We start from the raw sequence: 21,077 nt of genomic DNA, 5'->3' as shown, positions 1-21,077 counted from the left end.
GAGCGCGACCGCCTCGGCCCGGAACTCCGGCGGGTAGTGCTTCATCACCATCTGAACGGGACTCCTGTCCACCCGGATCGTCAGGATCCAAGTGTGTCTGGTGTCCAGCATCCGGGGTCAGGGCCCGGTGGCCTGGCTGCCCTGGATGCCCGATCCGCTCGACTACTAACCGGTGGTGTGGGCGGGCATCGGATGCGGTGGTGTCCGCCCACATCGCGGTAGTGACATCTGAAGACGATCACTGACCTGTCGGTGGTGGTCGCCGGTGAACAGACCTCAAGTCTTGGCGGGCCTGGAGCTGTTCACCGACGACGCACCGACCGGAACTGTCGCGCGCTTTTGTTGACACACAAGGGATTCCGGTCATGTCAAGGCTATCGGTACGTGGGGGCCGTGCGTCAAGTCGGCGTGGTGCTCCATCGGTGTGGAAGCTTCCCAACGGTCGCCCCTGTGGGGCGTGCAAGAGGTTCGGGGTCTATGCCCCCAACCAGCTCGTGTGCTGTTCCTGTCTGGGCTGGCTGCCGCTGATCTTTGCCCCCGTGGGGTGTGGGCGATGAGCGGCGGGAGGTGGGTTGATCCGGCTCCGTTCGAGGGCGTGCGGCCTCGGGTGCCGTGGTGGATGTTGGTGCCGGGTAAGGCGAAGTGGCTGGCTGCATTGGTCGCTCTGGTGTGGCTGGCGGTGGTCGGGGTCGTGCGCCTGGTGCTCGTTGTGGTGCGGTATCCGGTGGTGACGTTGGTGTCGGTGTCGGCGGCCTGGTGCTGGTGGCGGTTCGGGCTGTCGCCGTTGGTGTTGGCGTTGTTGTCGCTGGTCGCGGTACTGGCGATGTGGGCGGGGTACGACCAGGCGTCGTTTCTGCGGCATTGCTGGTTCCGGCTGGTGACGGAGTGGCGGCGGGCGACGGTGTATGTGCCGCGTTGGCGGTCGGTGATGCGGCTCGCCGATCTGGCCAAGCGGGACCGTGGGCGCGAGTACCGGCCGAAGCTGCGGCGAGTGCGGTCGGAGGGGTGGAGGGACCGGGTCCGGGTGCGGATGGTGCCTGCGCAGTCGCCGGAGGCGTGGGAGCTGCGGCGGGATGGGCTGGCGCACTCGTTCGGCGCTCGGTCGTGTCGGGTGCGGGTGTTGCGGCCTCGGGTGATCGAACTGGACTTCGTCCACCGTGACCCGCTGGCGCGTCCGCTGCCGGTGCCTGTCCTGGCGGACGCTGAGGTTGACCTCAAGCGGGTGGTGGTCGGGCGGACCGAGACGGGTAAGCCGTGGCGGCTGCGGCTGCTCGGGTCTCAGCTCCTCGTGGTCGGCGTGCCCGGTGCCGGTAAGGGTTCGGTGTTGTGGTCGCTGGTATGGCAGCTCGCTCCGGCAGTCCGCGCGGGCCTGGTGCGGCTCGTCGGGATTGACCCGAAGGGCGGGATGGAGCTGGGCCAGTGCCCGGACGCCTTCGATCGGGTCGTGTACGACAACGGGCCGGAAGCCGTTGCGCTGCTTGAGGAAATCGCCTCGGAGGTCAAGGAGCGGGCTACCCGCTACCGGGGTGTCCGGCGGCTGTGGGCGCGGTCGAGCGGGGAGCCGTTCACGGTCCTGGTGGTCGATGAGCTGGCGGACCTGATCGCCTACCAGCCGGACAAGCAACTCCGCGAACGGGCGGCGCGGGCCATCCAGACGATCACCTCCCAGGGACGGGCACCCGGCTACGCGGTCGTCGGCCTGGTGCAGGACCCGCGTAAGGAGGTCGTGTCCTTCCGGCACCTGTTCACCACGCGGGTTGCCCTGCGGCTGGACGAACCGCAGCAGGTGGACATGGTCCTTGGTGACGGTGTCCGGCAGCGGGGCGCGGCGGCTCATGAGGTCAGCGAGAACACGCCCGGTGTCGCGTGGGTGAAGCAGGACGGACAGAGGGAGCCGGAGCGGGCTCGGGCCTTCCACGTGACCGATGCGGACCTGGTCGAGTTGGGCGTCTACCTGGCGGACGCCACCGTGCACGACTTCCCGACTCGGCTGGACGGCGCGGGGGAGGTGGCGGCGTGAGCGAGTACCTGACCCGTGCGGACCGGATGAAGCAGCCGGCGGCGCTGGATGTAGCTCGGGCGGTGGCGGAGGAGCACGGCGTGTGTGTCCGGCCACTGGCCATGGAACGGATCGACCTGGACACCGGTCGGGTGGAGATCGTGCCCGTGGCGTGCGGCTCCACCGTGGCGAGTGTGTGCCCGACCTGTGCGGAGAAGAACCGCAGGTTGCGGATGGCGCAGTGCCGCGAGGGGTGGCACCTGACCGAGGAACCCGACTTCACTCCGAACGCTCCCAGCGACGACCAGCGGGGGCTGACCGCGTACCGGGCGGATCTGGTCAAGGCGTACCGGCAGGCGGTCGAAGAGGACGACGAGGTCGGCGCTGAGGAGCTGCGGGAGGAGGTCACCGGTGTCGATGCCGAACTTCGGCAACTGGGAGTCCGCGGTGCGCTTCCTCCGCTGGAGGTGCGGTCTCGGGCAGTGCGGAAGCGGTCCACGCGTCGGCGGCAGGATGCGCCGAACCTGCCTCGGCGGCCGGTCCAGAAACGGACCGTTGGTCGGGTCTTCGGCGGCAAGTACCAGCCGTCGACGTTCCTCACGCTGACGCTGGACAGCTACGGGAAGGTGCGCAGCGACGGCACGCCGGTTGATCCGGCCCGCTACGACTACCGGCGTGCGGCTCGGGACGCGGTGCACTTCGCGGCCCTGCTGGACCGGTTCGTGCAGAACCTGCGGCGCTGTGTCGGCTGGGACGTGCAGTACTTCTCGACGGTCGAACCTCAGCGACGTCTGGCGCCGCACTGGCACGCGGCTGTCCGGGGTTCGATCTCGCGCGCGGAGCTGCGAGCGGTCGCCGAAGCCACCTACCACCAGGTCTGGTGGCCGAACCACGACGAGATCAAGTACAGCGGCGACAACCGACCGGTGTGGGACGCGCGGGCGAAGGGGTTCGTTGATCCGGTCACCCGCGAACCGCTGCCTACCTGGGAGGAAGCCCTCGACCAGGTGGAGCGTCCGGCGCATGTGGCGCGGTTCGGTGTCCAGGTGCACTCCAAGGGCATCCTCGGCGGCACGGAGGAGGCCGGACGCCACATCGGCTACCTGACGAAGTACCTGACCAAGAGCATCGGCGAGTGCTTCGACGCCCAGACCAGCCGCCAGGAGGACCACGCTGAACGGCTGTGCGCGGAGTTGGCCGTGACGCCCTGCTCGCCGCAGTGCCCGGTGTGGTTGCTCTACGGCGTCCAGCCGAAGGGCGCTCGGCTGTCGACGGAGCCTGGCCGGTGCAAGGGCAAGGCGCACAAGAGCTCAACGCTCGGCGTGGCCGGTCGGCGGGTGCTGGTGTCGCGGAAGTGGTCCGGGAAGTCGCTCGCCGACCACAAGCACGATCGCAAGGAATTCGTTCGGCAACTGCTTGCCGATGTGGGGATCACCGAGGACGACCAGCCGAAACGGGTCGTCTGGAACAACGTGCAGCCCGGTGACCCGAATGTGCCTCCAAGGCCACACCTGCTGCTGCGGGCGGTCGCGGAGCGGCGTCGATGGAAGGCCGAGTACACGGCGGCGTTGCTCGCCTCGGCCAGTCCGCCAAACCGTTCGGCAACTTCTCAAGCTGCGTAAACGGGGGTTCGGGGATGAGTGGCAAGGTGCGTGAGCTGGCTCAGTTGATGTCTGTTCCGGAGATGCTGGAAGCACTCGGCGGGGAGGTCTCGCGGGACACGTTCTACAAGTGGCGGCAGACGGGGAAGGGGCCTCGTTGCTTCGCGCTGCCCAACGGTGAGCTGCGGTGCAAGCGGTCCGACTTCTTGGACTGGCTGGACGGTCTCTACCGGGTGGCGGCATGACGACCACGTTCAAGGTTCGGTTCTGGGAGATCGCGGACTGGTCGAAGCGGAAGGGCAAGGGCGGTCGGAAGAAGACCCGGCCGTATGGCGTGCGGTGGGTGACCGACACCAAGTCGCACTCGGAGTGGTTCGGGACCAAAGCCCTGGCCAACAGCCGGCGGTCGGAGCTGATGCAGGCCGCTCGGAGGGGTGAGGAGTTCGACGTCGAGACGGGCCTTCCGGTCTCGGAGTTGAAGCGGCGCAACTCGATGTCCTTTGTGGAGTTTGCGCAGTCCTATATGGACATGAAATGGCCGGATTCTGCGGCCACCACACGGGGAAGCACGGTGGAGGCGTTGGCTACGGCTGGGGCGGTGTTCGTTCGGGATAGAGCTGGACGGCCGGAGGTGAACGACCTGCGGGGCGTGCTCACGCGCAACCTGCTGCCTCCGACTACCCGAGACGATGAGCTGTCGCGTGAGAGTCGGGAGGTCGTTGACTGGCTGGTTCGGAATTCGCGACCGCTCTTCGACCTGACGAACGCTGTGGCGGTTCGTGAGGTGCTGGACGCACTGGCGGCCAAGCTTGACGGCAAGGCGGCGGCTGCAACGGTCTACCAGCGGAAACGGGCGGTGTTGTTCAACCTGCTGTCCTACGCCGTGGAGCGGGGACTCATCCCGGATAACCCCCTGACCAGGGTGAAGCGCAAGGTTGCGAAGGTGGTGGAGCAGGTCGACCCGCGTGTCGTCGCCAACCCCGGCCAGGTGGAGCGGCTGTTGACCTCGGTGACGTACGTCGGTCGGCGGGACCAGGACCGGGGCGCGCACCTGGAGGCGTTCTTCGCGACCTGCTACTACGCCGCTGCTCGGCCTGCTGAGGGCCTGGGGCTCCGTGAGGATGACTGCACCCTGCCCGAGGAGGGGTGGGGACTGCTGATGCTCGGAGAGTCACGTCCGGCGGCTGGGAAGCGGTGGACGGACTCAGGGGAGGTCCACGACCGGCGGGGGCTGAAGCACCGTGGGGCGAAGGACGTGCGGCCGGTGCCGATCCCGCCGGTACACGTTCGAATTCTGCGGTCCCACCTCGACCGGTTCGGGACCGGGCCGGACGGGCGGCTGTTCCGCTCACCTGGTGGAGGGGTCGTCTCGTCGTCCACCTACTACCGAGTGTGGGAGGAGGCTCGCCGGTACGCCCTGACGCCTGCTCAGGCGGCCTCTCCGCTGGCTGGGCGGCCGTACGACCTTCGGCACGCCGCAGTCTCGCTCATGCTCAACGGCGGCGTCCCGGCCACCGAGGTGGCGGAGCGAGCGGGGCACTCGGTGGACGTGCTGCTCAAGGTGTACGCGAAGTGCATCGACGGGCAGCGCGAGAAGGTCAACAAGCTGGTTGAAGCGCTGTTCGGTGACGAGTAGCGCAGGTCTCACCGCGACCCCCTGGGAACCCGACCCAGGGGGTCGGGCCGTTTCGCAGTGGTTTCGCGAACCCCGGCAGACGGGGGCAGATTCCGGCTGACGGCGACTGACTTAAAAGATCAGGCCCCGAGCGCGTTGCCGCTGCTCAGGGCCTGATTCACCCGGCGAAAGGTGAGTGCCCCCGGCAGGATTCGAACCTGCGACACACGGTTTAGGAAACCGATGCTCTATCCCCTGAGCTACGAGGGCGCGGTGGTGAGCGTACCCGGTCGGGGATCCGGCTTCCGGTGGTGGGGTTGTCACTCGGTGGGCCTAGGAACGTGCACCTTGGGTTAGGGGGTGGGGCTCGCGGGGTCGGCTGTCCGGGGGATGTGGGCGACCGCACCTGTTCCGCATCGGTCCAGTGAGGTACAGAGGGGCCATATCCCCCTCCGACGAAAGCCATCCCATGAGCAGCCGACCCTGGCCTGACTTCCGTCCCGGCCCCCTGGGCTCCGTCGGCGCGTGGTGGCGCCGCCTCCGCGCCCGCCCCAACGCCGAGCAGTACACCTTCGTCCCGGCCTCGACCTCCCACCAACACCCGTTCGAGTCGCCGCTCCCCAGCGCCGTCTACGGGCTCGACTTCCACGCCAAGATGACGATCCACTGGCGCGTGGACCTGACGACGGGCGCGCGGCACAACGCGCCGCGCAGCGCCGCGGTCAACGACGTCATCCACCGGGCCAAGGCCCTCACCGAGCGTGCGATGCTCGTCCACCACGCCCCGCTCCAGCACCAGCTCGGCGCGGAACTGGCGGCTGAACGGCAGGTCGAGGGCACGCACGTGTGGGCCCGCGCGGACGCGGTCGAGCTGACCGTGGACGAGCACGACCTGGCGATGGCGCGCAAGCACATCGAGCTGCTCCAGACCACCACGATGCGCCAGGCCGAACGGGACGCCGAACGCGCCGAGATCAAGTACCTGCGCGACGAGGTGCTGACCGACCTGTCCAGCGCGACCATCTGGTGGCTCGTCCGCAACGGCTACGAGGTCGAGCAGGCGGTGGCGCTGAGCCGGCACCTGGCCGAACTCGTCGGCATCGCCACGCAGCGCCGCGACCAGCACTGGGCCGACACGCTCGTCACGTCCTTCGAGAGCGCCCTGCCCCGCCTGGACGACGGGCACCGCGCCGACGTCCGCCTCCACCTGGCCAAAGCGCTCGGCATCTACGGCGGCTCGACGGTCGCCGCGGAGTTCGCCGAGCAGGTCGGCCTGCCGGCCCAGCTGCAGCAGAACCAGAACGGCGCCAAGCCCCTAACTTGATTCCCTAATCTGGTGAGCGTGACCCACAACCTGACCGAGGTGCGCGGCGCGGCCGTGGCTGGCGCGTTGCGCGTCCTCGCCCGGCTCACGCCGTACGTCGAACCCGAGTTGATCGGCCTGCGCGAGGTGGTGCGGCCCGGAGACGTGTGCGTCGACATCGGCGCCGCGCTCGGCCTCTACACCGTCTCGCTGTCCCGCCTCGTCGGTCCACAAGGGACAGTCCACAGCATCGAGCCGCTGGTGTTCGCGCACCCCGCGCTGTCCTACCTGCTGCGCCCGCGCGAGGGTCGCAACATCGTCCGGCACTCCGTCGCGTTGGGAGTGACCGAGGGCCGTCAGGTCATGAGCGTCCCGGTCCGCCACGGCACGCCGGTCACCGGCCGCTCGTTCCTCACCGCGGGCGCGGACGGCCTCGGTTCCAACGCCGAGTTCGCCGAGCACCTCGAAGTGCTGGTCCGCACGGACACGCTGGACCGCTTCCGCGCGGCCAACGCCATCGACCGGGTGGACTTCGTCAAGGCCGACGTGGAAGGCGCGGAACTGCGCGTGCTGCAAGGCGGCGAGGAGACCATCGAGAGGTTTCGACCGAAACTTCTCCTGGAGATCGAGGAACGGCACGTGTCGCGATTCGGTTACCGCGCGCGCGACGTGCAGGACTGGCTGGCCGAACGCGGTTACCGCATGCACGCGTGGCACCGCGACACGTGGCGGCAGGTCGACCGGATCGACGATCGCGTGCGCAACTACCTGTTCGTCGCGCGCTAGGCGCCGGCCAGGCCCGGAACAGCGGAAGACCCCGGTCCCTGGGGGTGGACCGGGGTCTTCCTGTGGGCCGGTCTACGAGCCGTAGACCTCAAGTTCGTAAATCGAGTATCCGTATCCGGTGGCCCGTTGGATACCCGTCATTCGTACGAATCGTGCCGCATCAGGGGCGAACGACGCAAGATCCCGGCCACCATCTCCTGCGGAAGTCGTGTAAACGGTCCGCCACGTGCTGCCGTCGGTGGACAGTTCTATGCGATATGCCTTGGCATAAGCCGCTTCCCACGACAGCACGACCCGGCCGACGGTGCGCGTCGCGCCGAGGTCGACCCGCACCCACTGCTGGTCCGACCAGTCGCTGGCCCAGCGGGTGTCCGGCTTGCCGTCCACGACGTGCGACGGCGGCGAGTCGTACCAGCCGCGTTCGTGGCTGCTGGCGGTGGCCGCGGCGCCCGCGGCGAGGTTCGCCAGGTTCGTGCCGCGACGGGACGGGAACTGCACGACCTGCTGGTAGGTGGGCCGGTTCTGCCAGTGCACCTTGTCGTGCGTGATGCCGCCCATGGCGCGGTGGATGATGGTGTCGGCGCACCACTGGTCGCCTGCGGCGCACGAGTCGTCGCCGGGGTAGACGGTGGACGGTGGGGTCGCTGCGGCGGCGTTCAGCGTGTCGAGCAGCGTCTGGCGGCAGGCCGCCACGTTCCCGTTGCCGCAGTAGCGGGCGCCGAGAGCGCCGTCCACGCGATCGCCGAGCACGGCGCGCAGGTCCTTGTCCACGTAGCTCCACCAGCCGTTCTGGAACGACGAGCCCTTGTGCGGGGCCGAGCCGTGGGTGTCCGACGGCGGTTCGTCGATCTGGAGGGCACTGGTGAGCCGGCCGTAGAGCGCGTCGCCCAGGCCCGGCTTGAACTGCGCCTCGACGAGGCGGGGCCACCACGCGTCGAGCAACCGGATGGCGTCGGCGTGCGCGTAGGTCTTGCTGCCGCGTGAAGTCTCCTTGCGGAGCGAGCCGGACCGGTGCCAGTCGCGGAGCTTGGTCACGGCGGCGGCGAGGCCGGGATCGGTGATCGGGGTCGTGTCGATCACGCGGAGGAGGTCGGGCAGGACCTGTTCGGCGCGGAGGTCGGCGACGCCGGCTTCGGCCATGGCCTGGGTGAGGGAGGTCCGGGTGACCTTGCCGCGGGCGATGAGGGCGCGCACCCGGTCGTCGAGCAGGTCGCCGCGGTGCACCGAGCCCATGCCGTAGCCGGACGCGGAGTAGTCGAGCGCCTGCTTGTTGTTCCAGCTGGTGTAGTAGTCCTGGTTGACGGAGTTCGGGTGCTGCGCGAACGGCGTGTACGCGGCCGTGTTGCGGTCGGCGTTCCAGCCCTCCCACTCGTACGCGGGCTCGGCCTTCACCGGGAGGTGCGGGTCTACGGTCGCCTTGCGCACGGGGTTCGCGCCGGAGTTGAAGTACGCGGTGTCGCGGGAGTCCACGTAGAACCAGTTGAACGCGTAGCCGACGTGCTCGGCGGCGCGCTGGAAGTCCGCGGCCGACTTGATGGCGTCGGGGTCGTTGAACTCCTGGAAGCCGATGATCGAGTCGACCTCGTGCAGGTAGGTGGAGCGCAGCGACGTGTACGCGACGAACTTCCCGTCGACTTCGGCGCGACTCTGCACGAGGCCGTACTTGGTGCGGTACATGACGAGCGTGTACGAGCCGGCGGGCGTGGGGTCGGCGACGGTCGGCTTCCACGCGTTCTTGCGCTCCAGGCGTTCCATCGGCAGGCACTGGCCGTGGTAGCGGTAGTGCAGCGAGTTCGCGGTGGGCGTGCCGTTGGCGGGCTCGCACAGCTCGACGGCGTAGGTGTCGGTGATGTCCTGGCCGGCCGAGGTCGCGCTCCACGAGTAGTCGGTGCCGCGTCCGAGCTGCACGTACATCGACACGCCGGCGAACGACACGCCGCGTGCGCGCAGGCCGGGGCCGTGGAGTTCTTGCAGCATCAGGAGTTGCGGTGCGAAGTAGCCGGTCTGCGGGCCCCACACGGCGATCGGGTTGCCGGTGTCGGTGTGCCGGCCGGACACCGCCAGGGCGTTGGACATGCCGTGCTTCTTGGTGAGGAGGTCGGGCGGTAGGACGCCGTCGGAGAAGAGGCCTTGGAGGGGCGCGAGGCCGGCTGGGGTGTCCACTGTGGAGTGTGGTGAGGAGGTTTGGTCGACCACCATCGGCTCGGGGGTCACGGCGCCGTTGTCGGGGAGGGCGACGCCTTGGGGTGAGGCGGGTGTGGTGGCGTAGGGGAAGCGTTGGTCGTCGTGCAGGGTGAGCACGGCCTCGGGGTCGTTCTGCTCGCGGAACGACCGCCACACCCGGTCGTCGACGGTGGCGCCGTACTTGTTCTGGGCGGCCAGCTTGACCAGGGCGTTCTGCACCTCGCCGCCACCGCCCGCGCCGAACAGCCCGCCCACGACGGCGGCGATCGCGACCAGGTCGGTCGGCTGGAACGGCTTGATGTCGTTCCAGTTGGTGATCGCGTCGGCGTGCCCGGTCAGGACGTACTCGCCCGGGAACGTCCGGTTGGAGACGGACTTGGCGATGTACGCGTTGATGCCCGCGATGTAGTCCTTGACGTCCTGCAACGCCTGCGCGCCGCGCGGGCCTTGGGTGGCCACCTGGTCGATCTGCGCCTGGAGGTCGGCCTCGGTGTAGGGGATCTGGTTGTAGAAGCTCTGCTCCAACGCCCGGTTGCCCTCGGCGCCGCCCGCGAACCCGGACAACTGGCCGCGACCGAGGTGGCGGAACAGGTCCATCAGCCAGAGCCGGTCCTGTGCGGCGGCGTAGCCGGCGCCGAACTCCGTGCCGGAGCGGGTCGTCCCGTAGATGTGCGGCATGCCGAGGGTCTTGTCGCGGACGATCGTGACGTCCGCGCGCGGCTTGATCGTGCTCTCGACCTGGTCGGCCGCGACGCCGAAGGAGGCGTCGTTGAAGAACGCGCCCAGCTGCTCGTTGGTCAGGCCGCCGTAGCCGGAGACGAGGGAGTCGTAGCGGCCCAGCTGGTCGGCGGAGTGCGCCGGACGGGTGCCGAGCGCGCGGTGGGCCAGGATCTCGGCGAGGGTGGCGTTGCCGTTCTGGCCGGGCGGCAGCACGTCGTGGCACTGGCCCAGGCAGTGGTCGTCCGGGGTGAAGGCGCTGGTCCTGACCTCGGCGGCGGCGACGGCGGGAGTGGTGGGGACGGTGATGGCCGCGGCGGCGAGGAGTGCGACCACGGCTAGCGATCGGGCGGCTCTCCGCATGACGCGAAGCTCCTTCCAGGCAGGGATCGTGTGACGCACGTTACTGGCTGGTCGCTCATTCGCGAAAGACCTTCGCGTTTGGGTGGGTTGCCGGTGGTCTTCGCCCGTCCGGGTGTGGAGTCTTGACCTATTGGCTTGATATTGGGAAAAAGGTCAACATGATGCGACGTCGATCGCTGCTCGCCGGTCTCACCGGTCTCGCCGGCGCGGGGGTGCTCGTTGGTCTGGGGTCCTCGCCGGCCCTCGGTTCGCCCGTCCTGCCCATCCGCAGTTGCGCCGACTGGGGCGCGAGGCCGCCGGCGCAGCCGACGAGCGTTGTGAACGAGCGGCCGGTGCGGATCCTCGTCCACCACACCGCGTCGGCGAACGTGACCGACTACTCGCAGGCGGCGGCGTACGCCAACGCCAGGTGGATCCAGGACCTCCACATGGACACCAACGGCTGGATCGACTCCGGCCAGCACTTCACCAACAGCCGCGGCGGGTTCCTCATGGAGGGCAGGCACGGCAGCCTGGCGGCGTTGCGGGCCGGTGATCGGGTCGTGGTGGGCGCGCACTGCCCCGGCCAGAACACGGCGGCCATCGGGATCGAGAACGAAGGCCTCTACATGGACGTGGAGCCGCCGAAGTCGCAATGGGACTCGCTGGTGTCGTTCTGCGTGTACACGTGCGAGCAGTACGGCATCCCGCCGTCGTCGATCCAGGGCCACCGGGACTACCGCGACACCCTCTGCCCGGGCGACAAGCTCTACGCCCTGCTGCCGCGCCTGCGCCAGGAAGTTGCGCAGGTCCTGAGCTGACCTCGGTTATTTCCTGGCAACTGTGAACAGGCTGAACCCGCGTCTTTCCGTGGTGAGATAACGGGGACTTAACGTCAGCTTGCGTGTTCGTGCACGAGGCTGGACGGGCACGAACACGAAACGCCAACGCGGGGAGGCGTCGTGATCAAGGTGATGCTGGCCGATGACGAAGACCTCGTCCGGTCCGGCCTTCGCATGATCCTCAGCAGCGCAGGCGACATGGAGGTCGTGGCCGAGTGTGACGACGGGCACCTGGTGGCCGACCTGGCACGCCGGCACCGCCCGCACGTCGTGCTGCTGGACATCCGGATGCGGTCGTCCGACGGGTTGATGGCGCTGCGCAGGCTGCGCGCCATTCCCGACCCGCCGAAGATCGCCATGCTGACCACGTTCGACGTGGACGAGTACGTCTCGGAGGCGCTGCGGTTGGGCGCTTCGGGGTTCCTGCTCAAGGACACCGAGCCGGAGCAGCTGGTGCGGGCCGTGCGCGACCTCGCGCTGGGTGGCGCGGTGCTCGACCCCGGTGTGGCGGCGCGGGTGCTCGCGGCGGTGGCCGACGGTGAGCGGGCGGCCGAGCCCGCTCGGCGGTTGCTGGCCTCGTTGTCCGAACGGGAGCGCGAGGTGTTGGTCCTGATCGGACAGGGGATGTCCAACGCCGAGATCGGTGGGACGTTGCACCTGTCGGAGGCGACGGTCAAGGGGTACGTGTCGTCGGTGCTGGGCAAGATCGGTGCGGTGAACCGGGTGCAGGCGGCGTTGGTGGCGTTCCGGGGCGGTCTGATCGCCTGATCGTCCCGCGTGTCGAACGCTCAGGTCCCGCGTGTCGAACGTTCAGGTCCGGCGTGTCGAACGTTCAGGTCCGGGCACCCCAGGCAGGCCAAAGCCGGGCAGGCCTGGCGGGAAAGCGTCCGCCGGGCCTGCCCGGCTTGGACCAGCCTATGGCACCCGAACCCATGTCAAATCGGGCATAGGTGGGTTGGTCAGCGGTGGCCGTTGAGGGTTCGGCTGCCGGCGTATTCGGCTTGTGCGCCCAGTTCCTGTTCGATGCGGATCAGTTGGTTGTACTTGGCGGTGCGGTCGGAGCGGGACAGGGAGCCGGTTTTGATCTGGCCGCAGTTCAGCGCGACGGCGAGGTCGGCGATGGTGGAGTCCTCGGTTTCGCCGGAGCGGTGGGACATGACGACCGAGTAGCCGGCGCGGTAGGCCGTGTCGACGGTCAGCAGCGTTTCCGTCAGGGTGCCGATCTGGTTCACCTTGACCAGGATCGAGTTGGTGATGCCGAGGTCGATGCCCTTGCGCAGCAGGTTCACGTTGGTGCAGAAGACGTCGTCGCCGACCAGCTGGCAGCGGTCGCCGATGGTGTCCGTGATCTGCTTCCAGCCGTCGAAGTCGTCCTGTGCCATGGCGTCCTCGATCGAGACGATCGGGAACTTGTCGACCAGTTCGGCCAGGTAGGCGACGTGCTCCTCGACCGAACGCTTGCGACCCTCGCCCCGGTAGTCGTAGACGCCGTCGGTGTAGAACTCCGAGGCGGCGGGGTCGAGCAGGAGCGCGACGTCCTCGCCGGGGGTGTAGCCGGACTTCTCGATCGCGTCGACCACGAAGGTCAGCGCCTCGTCCGCCGAGCTCAGGTTCGGCGCGAAACCGCCTTCGTCGCCGACGTTGGTGTTGTGGCCGGCCTCGTGCAGGCTCTTGCGCAGGGTGTGGAAGACCTCCGAGCCGACCCGCACGGCCTCCTCGAAGTTCTCCGCGCCGATCGGCGCGATCATGAACTCCTGGAAGTCGATGGCGTTGTCGGCGTGCGCGCCACCGTTGATGATGTTCATCATCGGCATCGGCAGCACGTGCGCGAACACGCCGCCGACGTAGCGGTAGAGCGGCTGGCGGTGCGCCGCGGCGGCGGCCTTGGCCACGGCGAGCGAGACGCCGAGGGTGGCGTTGGCGCCGAGCCTCGCCTTGTTCGGGGTGCCGTCCAGCTCGATCATCGTCTGGTCGATGACGGCCTGCTCCTCGGCGGCCAGGCCCTTGACCGCGTCGGCGATCTCGCCGTTCACCGCGGCGACGGCCTTGCGCACGCCCTTGCCGTGGTACCTGGACGGGTCGCCGTCGCGCAGTTCGACCGCCTCGTTCGTGCCGGTCGACGCGCCCGAGGGCACCGCGGCGCGGCCGAGCGAGCCGTCCGCCAGTTCCACGTCGACCTCGACGGTCGGGTTGCCGCGGCTGTCCAGGACCTGTCGTCCGACGACGCGCACGATCGCGGTCATTTCGCTCCTCAAGCCAGGTGAATCGGTCAAGACACATAGTGCCTCGACCCGGCCCGGCGGGGCCACCCCGGGCTAGTTGCCGGAGACGGCTTCCGGGACGACCAGGCGGGGTTCGACCTCGACGCGGTTGCGGCCTTGGCGCTTGGCGCGGTACAGGGCCATGTCGGCGGCGGCGAAGAGCTGGTCCAGCTTGGCCGGGCCCGCGGCGACGCCGATGCTCACGGTGGGGTGGCAGGCGGAGCCGAGCACGACGGTCCAGTCGTGGCCGTCCACGGCCGCGCGGATCCGTTCGGCGACGGTGGGGCCCACTTCGAGGGTGTTGCCGTCGGCGTCGCCGAGCAGGACCACGAACTCGTCGCCCGCCCACCGGGCCACGAGGTCGGCGGCACGGCACTCGCGGCGCAGCAGTTGGGCGATCTCGCGCAGGGTGGCGTCGCCCGCGGCGTGGCCGGCGTCGTCGTTGACGCCTTTGAAGCGGTCGACGTCGACGAGGACGAGCCACGGCACCCGGCCGCGCGCCGCGGTGCTCTCCAACAGGCCGGCGGCGGCGCGCTCCAAGCCGAGGCGGTTGGCCAGGCCGGTGAGGGGGTCGCGGGCGGCGGCTTCCTGGGCGGCGACGGCCAGGCGTTGGGCCTGGACGGCGACGCGGCGTTGCTCCAGCGCTTGGCCGAGTCCTTCCTGGAGGGTCTCGGTGGCGGTGCGGCTCGCCGCCACGGAGCAGCGCAGCGCGGTGGCCTCGCCGACGTGGTCGCCCATCTCGGCGCAGATGTCGGCCAGGTCGAGGGAGAACCGCAGGAGCAGGGACGGGTCGTTGATGGACTCCGAGGCGGCGACCGCGCGGCTGGCGAGGGTGCGGGCGCTGACCAGGTCGCCCTGTTCGCGGCGGACCACCGCGAGGACCCAGCCGGCCACGGCCGACGCCCACTTGTCGCCGGCGTCCTGGGCCTGGCGCAGCGCCTCTTGCGCGTTCTCCTCGGCCTGGTCCAGCTCGCCGACGCCGGCCAACGAGCGGCTGTACGCGGCGAGCAGGGCGCGGCGCATCTGCTCCTCCTCAGCCAGGTCGAGGCCTTCTTTGAGGTAGCCGCGGGCCTCTTCGAAGATCGCGCGGGCGCGTTCGGGGGGTGAGGAGATCGCGCGGAAGTTCAACGTGCCGCCCAGCCCTTGCAGGCAGTGACCCAGGACCTCGACGGCGGACGGCGAGTGCTCGGCGGCGCGGCGGGCCACCTGGACGGACAGGCGCAGCATGTCCACCGCGGCACGGCGGTTGCCGATGCCCTCCAGCAGGTAGGCCAGGGCGTGCATCGCCTGGGCGGCGGCCGGGTTGTCGCTGTGCTCGCCGTCGAGGTCGGTCCAGCCCTCGGCGGCCAGTTCCAGCGCGAGCGGGATGCGGCCCAGGCGCCAGGCGAGCTTGGCTCGGTTGACCAGCACGGCGGAGCGCTGCCAGCGGTCGGCGCCCGGCGGGACGCGGCTCACCACCTGGTCGAACAGGGTGTTGGCCTCCGGCAGGCGGCCAGCGTTCAGCAACGCCTTGACCTCGAGGTCGAGTTGCGGAACCTGTCCGGCTACCGGCCGATCTCGCTGCTCCACTCGTGCTGACACTCCATTCCGACTCGGCGATGCGGTACGCGAGGACCGCTCGCCGCCGGCACGGCTACCACAGGCTACCGGCCCGAACGCCGGGTGTACCGCTCCTCGTGGAGCACTGCCTCCAGGGGCAGCCGGTTGCGCCAGCCGTGCCGCTCCAGGTCGGGGGTGTCCGGCAGGCACTCGACGGGCCCGACGCACAGCCAGGCCACCGGGCGCAGGGGCTGCGGGATGTCCAGCATCCGGCGGAGCACGTCCTCGCGGTAGAAGCTGACCCAGCCGACGCCGAGGCCCTCGGCGGTGGCGGCCAGCCACAGGTTCTGGATGGCCAGGCACACCGAGTACAGGCCGGCGTCGGCGATGGCGTGCCTGCCGAGCACGGCGGGCGAGCCGCGGTCGGGGTCGTAGGTGACGACGACGCCGACCGTGGACTCCAGGATGCCCTCGACCTTGATCCGGGCGAACAGCTCGGCCTGCCCGGCGTCCAGTTCGGAGGCGAAGACGCTGCGCTCGGCGTGGACGTGGTCGCGGAACGCGCGGCGGGTGTGCTCGTCGCGCACGACGATGAAGTCCCACGGCTGGGACAGGCCGACGCTGGGCGCGGCGTGCGCCGCGGTGAGCACCCGGCGCAGCACGTCGGGCGGGATCGGGGCGCCGGTGAACTCGCCCCTGGTGTCCCTCCGGCGGTGCAGGACGTCGTAGAAGCTCATTCGGACGATCGTGCCTCACGCGTTCCGGTGAACCTGACCGGGAGAGGGTGGCGTCCGTCTCAGCTCGGCGTTGAATGGCCGGTCATGGTCGGAACGGTGCACGGGTCCGCGCTGGGTTTCGCGGGCGGAGTGGTGGTGACCGCGCTGGCGGGCAGTTGGCCGGTGTTCGCCCTGCTCCTGCTGGTGGTGGTCGTGGTGGTCGTCTCGTGGTGGACGACGGTGTTCGGCGCGGCGCTGACCGCGGTGCAGTGCTGGGGCCTGTACGGGAGCTTCGTCATCGGTGACGAGGGGCGCCTGGTGGCGGACTGGCCGGCGTTGGCGGTGCTGGCGGTGGCGGGCACGGTGTCGCTGAGCGGACTGGTGCGGGACCGCTCCTCCGTCGTGGACCCCGCGGTCGGTTGACCTTCACCCTGGGTGAAGCCGCACGGTGGTCTCGCCGGGCCGCGCGGGTCCGGTCGGGGGAGGGGTCGTGGAGCTGCTGACGATCGGCGCGTTCGCGCGGGCCGCCCGCCTGTCGCCGAAGGCGTTGCGCCTCTACGACGAGCTGGGGCTGCTGGCGCCGGCCCGGGTGGACCCGCTGTCGGGCTACCGGCTGTACTCGCCGGACCAGCTCGACCGGGCCCGGCTGGTGGCGTGGTTGCGCCGGCTCGGGATGCCGCTGGCCCGCATCCGAGGGGTGTGCGAGCTGGCGCCGGCGGACGCCGCGGCCGAGGTGCGCGCCTACTGGGCGCAGGTCGAGGCCGACACCGCGGCACGGCGGAGCCTCGCCTCCTTCCTCGTGGCACAACTGTCCGGGAAGGACTCCACCATGACCGTCACGCTCAGGTACGCGGTTCGGACCGACCAAGGGCTGGTGCGGGACTCGAACCAGGACGTCGGCTACGCGGGCGAACGGCTGCTGGCCGTGGCCGACGGGTTCGGCGCCCGCGGCGAGCCGCTCAGCACGATGGCCATCGACGCGCTCACCCGGCTGGACACCGTCATCCCGGCGGGGGAGCTGCTCAACGCGCTGGCGGACGCCGTGCACCGGGCCGGCGCGGCTGTCGGCGAGTACCTGTCGGCCAACCCCGGCGACGAGTGCAGCGGCACGACGTTGACCGCGATGGTGCTGTCCGGCTCACGGCTCGGCCTGGTGCACGTCGGCGACGCGCGGGTGTACCTGCTGCGCGGCGGCCGGCTGTTCCGCATCACGCACGACCACACGGTCGTGCAGTCGCTGATCGCCGAAGGCCGGCTGACGGAGGAGGAGGCGGTCAGCCACCCGGAGCGGTCGATGCTGGTGCGCGCCCTGCACGGCAAGGCGGTGGAGCCGGACCTGGCGCTGCACGACGCCCTGCCCGGTGACCGGTACCTGCTGTGCTCGGACGGCCTGCACACCGTCGTGCCCGAAGCCGACCTGCGGGAGGTGCTGGCGTCGGAGGGCGAGCCGGAGGAGGCGACGCGGCGGCTGGTCGAGCTGGCCAACGCCGGTGGCGGGCCGGACAACGTGGTGTGCGTGGTCGCGGACGTGGTGCCGGGCTAGCCGATCGGTCCCTGGGTCTCGCCGTCCGGTGACTCCCGCCACTGGTCGAACGGCCGGTCGAGGCGCCACGCCTCGCCGTCGTGGGTGAGGACCCGGTCCTCGCACGTCTCCAGGTTCGACAGGGACTCGAACAGCTCGATGCTCCACCCGAACAGGCGGCGGCACAGCAGCCGGATGGTGAGGCCGTGGGAGACGACCAGGACCGTGCCCGGGTGCGCCGGGTCCCGCATCCGGGTCTCCAGGTCGGTCAGGAACGCGGCCAGGCGGTCGTCCACGTCCGCGCCGGACTCGCCGTTGGGCAGCCGGAAGAAGAAGTGCCCGAACGCGTGCCGCTGGTGCTTGAGCACCTCCTGCTGCACCGGGTCCTGGAGGTTGCCCCAGTCCTGTTCGCGCAACCTCGGCTCGGCGACCGTGCGCTCCAGCTGGTCGCCGAGGTCGAGGTTGCGCAGGGTGGTCCTGGTCCGCACGTACGGGCTGACGTAGCCGGCCGCCGGGCCGCCGTCGAGGAGCTCCTTGATCCGCGTCCCGGCGGCCCGGGCCTGTTGTTCGCCCAGCTCGGTCAGCGGCAGGGCGTGGTCGGGGATGCGGCAGTACGCCAGCTCGTCGACGTTGCCCAGGCTCTGGCCGTGCCGCAGCAGGATGATCCGCACCGGTCCATGGTGCCGGTGTTACATTCGCAGGCGAAACGGGACGGAAGGTGTCACATGGTCAAGTACGTCGCCCTGTACCGGAAACCCGCCGACGTCGAGGCGTTCGACGAGGCCTACTTCACGTCCCACCTGCCGTTGGTCGAGCGGACGCCGGGCCTGCTGCGCGCCGAGGTGGCGAAGGTCTCGCGGGTCTTCGTGCCCGGTTTCCTCGGCGAGCACGAGCCGCACGTCGTGGCCGAGATGTACTTCGAGTCCGCCGAGGCCATGAAGCAGGCGTTCCGGTCGCCCGAGTGGCAGGCCGCGGGCGCGAACCTGGCCGAGATCGGCGGCGTCGAGCTGGTGGCGATGTTCGCGGCGGAGGTCGTGGACCGGTGATCACGGTGGTGATCGGCGGCGGCACGATGGGCGCCGGTGTCGCCCACCTGTTCCTGGCCGGCGGGCACGAGGTCGTGCTGGTGGAGGCGGGCGCCGACCGGGCGTCGGCCGCGCGGCGGGCGGTGGAGGCGTCGCTGGCCAAGGCCGCCGACCGGGGCAAGTTGGACGCCGTGCCGCACGAGCTGCTCCAGCGCCTGACCGTGGTCGAACGGCTCGACACGCGGGTCGGACGGGGTGCGGCGCTCGTGGTCGAGGCCGTGCCGGAGGACCTCGGGTTGAAGCGGCAGGTGCTCGGCGACGCGGCGCTGGCCTGCCCGGACGCGGTGCTGGCGTCGAACACGTCGTCGTTGTCGATCTCGGCGCTGGCCGAGGGCCTGCCGGGCGAGCGGGTGCTGGGGATGCACTTCTTCAACCCGGTGCCCGTGCAGCAGCTGGTCGAGCTCGTGCACCACCCCGGGGTCGCCGCCGACGTGGTGGCGCGGGTCCGCGGGTGGGCCGAGGAGCTGGGCAAGACCGTGATCGAGGTGCGGGACGCGCCGGGGTTCGCCACGTCGCGGCTCGGGGTGGCGGTCGGCATGGAGGCGATCCGGATGCTCGAGGAGGGCGTCGCCTCCGCCGAGGACATCGACACCGGCATGCGGCTCGGGTACGGGTGGCCGATGGGTCCGCTGCGGCTGACCGACCTGGTCGGGCTGGACGTCCGGCTGGCCATCGCCGAGCACCTGGCGGCCGAGTTGGGGCCGCGCTTCGAGCCGCCGCCGTTGCTGCGGGAGAAGGTCGCGGCGGGTCAGCTCGGCCGCAAGACCGGCCAGGGCTTCTTCACCTGGTAGGGAGGACGGGTGCGGATCCGTGAGCTGACCCCCGACGACGTCGGCGAGGCCGACCGGCTGCGCCGGGTGGCGTTCGGCGGCATCGGCGAGCCGTCGTTGCGGCCCGGTCGGCGGGGGCTGCTCGCCGAGGTGGACGGGCACGTGGCGGGCCTGCTCACGATCAAGGACTTCCACCAGTTCTGGGGTGGCACGACGGTGCCGATGGGCGGTGTCGGCGGCGTGGCCGTCGAGTCCTGGGCACGGGGCCGCGGAGTGGCCGGCGCGCTGCTCGAAGCGGCGTTGCGGGACATGCGTGAACGCGGGCAGGTGCTGTCGGTGCTGTACGCGACCGTGCCTGCGGTGTACCGGTCGCGCGGGTGGGAGCGGTCCGGCGTGTTCGAGTGGCTGGAGTTCCCGCTGGACCGGATGCCCGCCGGCGCGCGGGCGGCCACCCGGCCCCTGGTCGAGGGCGACCTCGCGGCGGTGCAGGCGTGCTACCTGGACGTCGCGTCCACCGTGGACGGGCTCGTGGACCGCAGCCCGCCGACCATCGCGGCGGACGACCTGCTCGAGGAGTCCGTGGTGTCGGTGGTGCCCGGCCACGACGGCGAGGTGCGCGGGTACCTGGCGGCCGAGCGCGACGCCGACGGGCTGCGGGTGCACGACCTCGTCGGCCGGGACGTGGCGACCCAGCTGGGGCTGTTGCGCGAGCTGGGCGGCTGGGCCGGTGTGCTGGACAAGGCCCGGCTGCTGGTCACCGACCCGGCCGTGACCGGCCTGCTGACGAACCAGGCGATCGAGCACACCGTGACCACGTCGACGTGGCTGCTGCGGGTGGTCGACCTGCCGGCGGCGGTGGCGGCGCGCGGCTGGCCGTCGGCGGCGTGGCTGAAGCCAGCCGCGGTGGACCTCGACGTGGTCGACGAGCACGCGCCGTGGCACGCGGGGCGGTGTCGCCTGGTGGTCGAGGACGGCTCGGTGCGCGTCGAGGCGGGCGGCAGCGGCGCCGTGCGGCTGCACGCGCGTGCGCTGGGGCCGTGGTTCAGCGGGATGCAGAACAGCCACGCGCTGCGCCGCGCCGGGCTGCTCGACGGCGACGGCGCACTGCTCGACCGGCTGGTGGGCGCACCCGGCGTCCCGCGCCTGGCCGACTACTTCTAACGTGACCAGCCGTGCTGCTCGCCGCGCTGGAACTGGTCGGCATCGCCGCGTTCGCCGCCTCCGGGGCGGTCGCGGCGGTGCGGGCTCGGCTGGACGTGTTCGGGGTCATCGTGCTGGCGCTGACCACGGCGTTGGGCGGCGGGATCATCCGGGACGTGCTGCTGGGCGTGCACCCGCCGGCGGCGTTGGTGAGCTGGCCGTACCTGGCGGTGGCCGGGGTCACCGGACTGGTGGTCTTCTGGTTTCACCCGACCGTGGCGAAGCTGTGGCGGGCGGTCCTGCTGCTGGACGCGATCGGGCTCGGCCTGTTCGTCACGGCGGGCACCACGACGGCGCTCGGGCTCGGCGCCCCGCCGTACGCGGCGTGCCTGGTCGGGATGACCACGGGCATCGGCGGCGGCGCGCTGCGCGACGTGCTGCTGCGGGAGATCCCGCTGGTCCTGCGCCGGGAGATCTACGCGGTGGCGGCGTTGTGCGGGGCGGTGGTGGTGGCGTTCGGCGACTACCTCGGGCTGCCCGCCGTGCCGGTGACGCTGGTCGGGTCGGCCGTGATCGTGGGCCTGCGGCTGCTGGCCCTGTGGCGTCGCTGGAACGCCCCGGTGGCCCGCGACGGGGTCGGGGCGTGACGGGCGCG

At 70.6% G+C, this 21,077-nt stretch carries 19 protein-coding genes and 1 tRNA gene; 14 read left to right on the top strand and 6 right to left on the bottom strand.

From position 1 onward, the window contains the following. Nucleotides 1-553: 553 nt before the first annotated feature. The 4 genes from LNK82_RS44240 to LNK82_RS44225 are packed head-to-tail and all read left to right on the top strand — an operon-like array spanning nucleotide 554 to nucleotide 5,236. A complete protein-coding gene (locus LNK82_RS44240; RefSeq protein ID WP_230572800.1) occupies nucleotides 554-2,020 on the top strand; it encodes an FtsK/SpoIIIE domain-containing protein in 1,467 nt (488 codons plus the stop codon). A gap of 26 nt (nucleotides 2,021-2,046) precedes the next feature. Further along, nucleotides 2,047-3,621 carry a replication initiator gene (locus tag LNK82_RS44235; RefSeq protein ID WP_230572804.1) on the top strand — a complete coding sequence of 525 codons (1,575 nt, stop codon included), beginning with the start codon at nucleotides 2,047-2,049 and terminating at the stop codon, nucleotides 3,619-3,621. A gap of 14 nt (nucleotides 3,622-3,635) precedes the next feature. Continuing rightward, the gene (locus LNK82_RS44230; RefSeq protein WP_230572799.1) at nucleotides 3,636-3,845 is read left to right on the top strand and encodes a helix-turn-helix transcriptional regulator; all 210 of its coding nucleotides are present in this window, start codon (nucleotides 3,636-3,638) and stop codon (nucleotides 3,843-3,845) included. Continuing rightward, on the top strand, nucleotides 3,842-5,236 hold the full coding sequence (locus LNK82_RS44225; protein WP_230572798.1) for a tyrosine-type recombinase/integrase: 1,395 nt from the start codon (nucleotides 3,842-3,844) through the stop codon (nucleotides 5,234-5,236). The genes LNK82_RS44230 and LNK82_RS44225 overlap by 4 nt, the downstream gene beginning before the upstream one ends. Before the next feature lie 176 nt (nucleotides 5,237-5,412). On the opposite strand, the gene LNK82_RS44220 is transcribed toward LNK82_RS44225, so the two are convergent. Further along, nucleotides 5,413-5,485, bottom strand: a tRNA-Arg gene (locus LNK82_RS44220). 199 nt (nucleotides 5,486-5,684) lie between these two features. Between LNK82_RS44220 and LNK82_RS44215 the strand changes: the two genes are divergently transcribed. Together LNK82_RS44215 and LNK82_RS44210 are read left to right on the top strand one after the other, a co-directional pair. Further along, nucleotides 5,685-6,539 carry a hypothetical protein gene (locus tag LNK82_RS44215; RefSeq protein WP_230572797.1) on the top strand — a complete coding sequence of 285 codons (855 nt, stop codon included), beginning with the start codon at nucleotides 5,685-5,687 and terminating at the stop codon, nucleotides 6,537-6,539. A gap of 18 nt (nucleotides 6,540-6,557) precedes the next feature. Next, nucleotides 6,558-7,304, top strand: coding sequence for an FkbM family methyltransferase (locus tag LNK82_RS44210; protein ID WP_230572796.1), 747 nt, complete (start codon nucleotides 6,558-6,560; stop codon nucleotides 7,302-7,304). Nucleotides 7,305-7,376: 72 nt separating this feature from the next. Here the strand turns inward: LNK82_RS44210 and LNK82_RS44205 are convergent, their stop codons facing one another. Beyond that, complete coding sequence (locus LNK82_RS44205) at nucleotides 7,377-10,568, bottom strand: penicillin acylase family protein (RefSeq protein ID WP_230572795.1); 3,192 nt, start codon at nucleotides 10,566-10,568, stop codon at nucleotides 7,377-7,379. Nucleotides 10,569-10,900: 332 nt separating this feature from the next. Here LNK82_RS44205 and LNK82_RS44200 point away from each other — a divergent pair, with 332 nt between their 5' ends. Together LNK82_RS44200 and LNK82_RS44195 are read left to right on the top strand one after the other, a co-directional pair. Continuing rightward, nucleotides 10,901-11,368 carry a peptidoglycan recognition protein family protein gene (locus LNK82_RS44200; protein WP_230572794.1) on the top strand — a complete coding sequence of 156 codons (468 nt, stop codon included), beginning with the start codon at nucleotides 10,901-10,903 and terminating at the stop codon, nucleotides 11,366-11,368. A gap of 141 nt (nucleotides 11,369-11,509) precedes the next feature. Beyond that, nucleotides 11,510-12,157 (top strand): response regulator, encoded by a 648-nt coding sequence (locus LNK82_RS44195; protein ID WP_230572793.1) that lies wholly within the window; start codon nucleotides 11,510-11,512, stop codon nucleotides 12,155-12,157. A 191-nt stretch (nucleotides 12,158-12,348) separates the two neighbouring features. Here the strand turns inward: LNK82_RS44195 and eno are convergent, their stop codons facing one another. The 3 genes from eno to bluB form a co-directional block, all read right to left on the bottom strand. Beyond that, nucleotides 12,349-13,632 carry a phosphopyruvate hydratase gene (gene eno, locus LNK82_RS44190; protein WP_230572792.1) on the bottom strand — a complete coding sequence of 428 codons (1,284 nt, stop codon included), beginning with the start codon at nucleotides 13,630-13,632 and terminating at the stop codon, nucleotides 12,349-12,351. A 72-nt stretch (nucleotides 13,633-13,704) separates the two neighbouring features. Further along, nucleotides 13,705-15,219 (bottom strand): GGDEF domain-containing protein, encoded by a 1,515-nt coding sequence (locus LNK82_RS44185; RefSeq protein ID WP_230572791.1) that lies wholly within the window; start codon nucleotides 15,217-15,219, stop codon nucleotides 13,705-13,707. A gap of 74 nt (nucleotides 15,220-15,293) precedes the next feature. Further along, complete coding sequence (gene bluB, locus LNK82_RS44180; RefSeq protein ID WP_230572790.1) at nucleotides 15,294-15,926, bottom strand: 5,6-dimethylbenzimidazole synthase; 633 nt, start codon at nucleotides 15,924-15,926, stop codon at nucleotides 15,294-15,296. An 84-nt stretch (nucleotides 15,927-16,010) separates the two neighbouring features. Between bluB and LNK82_RS44175 the strand changes: the two genes are divergently transcribed. After that, nucleotides 16,011-16,328: a hypothetical protein gene (locus tag LNK82_RS44175; RefSeq protein WP_230572789.1), complete on the top strand. Its 318-nt coding sequence runs from the start codon at nucleotides 16,011-16,013 to the stop codon at nucleotides 16,326-16,328. Nucleotides 16,329-16,395: 67 nt separating this feature from the next. Further along, on the top strand, nucleotides 16,396-17,448 hold the full coding sequence (locus tag LNK82_RS44170) for a MerR family transcriptional regulator (protein ID WP_230572788.1): 1,053 nt from the start codon (nucleotides 16,396-16,398) through the stop codon (nucleotides 17,446-17,448). Here the strand turns inward: LNK82_RS44170 and LNK82_RS44165 are convergent. Next, nucleotides 17,445-18,098: a histidine phosphatase family protein gene (locus tag LNK82_RS44165; protein WP_230572787.1), complete on the bottom strand. Its 654-nt coding sequence runs from the start codon at nucleotides 18,096-18,098 to the stop codon at nucleotides 17,445-17,447. The two genes, LNK82_RS44170 and LNK82_RS44165, sit on opposite strands and share 4 nt — an antisense overlap. 54 nt (nucleotides 18,099-18,152) lie before the next feature. Here LNK82_RS44165 and LNK82_RS44160 point away from each other — a divergent pair, with 54 nt between their 5' ends. Genes LNK82_RS44160 through LNK82_RS44145 form a run of 4 tightly spaced genes read left to right on the top strand, consistent with a single transcriptional unit; the run spans nucleotide 18,153 to nucleotide 21,069 of the window. Then, entirely contained in the window at nucleotides 18,153-18,473 is a 321-nt protein-coding gene (locus LNK82_RS44160; RefSeq protein ID WP_230572786.1) for an EthD family reductase, read from the top strand. Further along, complete coding sequence (locus tag LNK82_RS44155; protein WP_230572785.1) at nucleotides 18,470-19,303, top strand: 3-hydroxyacyl-CoA dehydrogenase family protein; 834 nt, start codon at nucleotides 18,470-18,472, stop codon at nucleotides 19,301-19,303. The genes LNK82_RS44160 and LNK82_RS44155 overlap by 4 nt, the downstream gene beginning before the upstream one ends. Nucleotides 19,304-19,312: 9 nt before the next feature. After that, the gene (locus tag LNK82_RS44150; protein ID WP_230572784.1) at nucleotides 19,313-20,443 is read left to right on the top strand and encodes a GNAT family N-acetyltransferase; all 1,131 of its coding nucleotides are present in this window, start codon (nucleotides 19,313-19,315) and stop codon (nucleotides 20,441-20,443) included. An 11-nt stretch (nucleotides 20,444-20,454) separates the two neighbouring features. Then, nucleotides 20,455-21,069: a trimeric intracellular cation channel family protein gene (locus LNK82_RS44145; RefSeq protein ID WP_230572783.1), complete on the top strand. Its 615-nt coding sequence runs from the start codon at nucleotides 20,455-20,457 to the stop codon at nucleotides 21,067-21,069. Nucleotides 21,070-21,077: the final 8 nt, after the last annotated feature.

It is taken from the genome of Saccharothrix luteola, assembly GCF_020859565.1.
In the GTDB taxonomy this organism is placed as follows: Bacteria; Actinomycetota; Actinomycetes; order Mycobacteriales; family Pseudonocardiaceae; genus Actinosynnema; species Actinosynnema luteola.
Note: the sequence above shows the minus strand (reverse complement) of the source record. Positions and strands in the feature narration are given on the sequence as shown.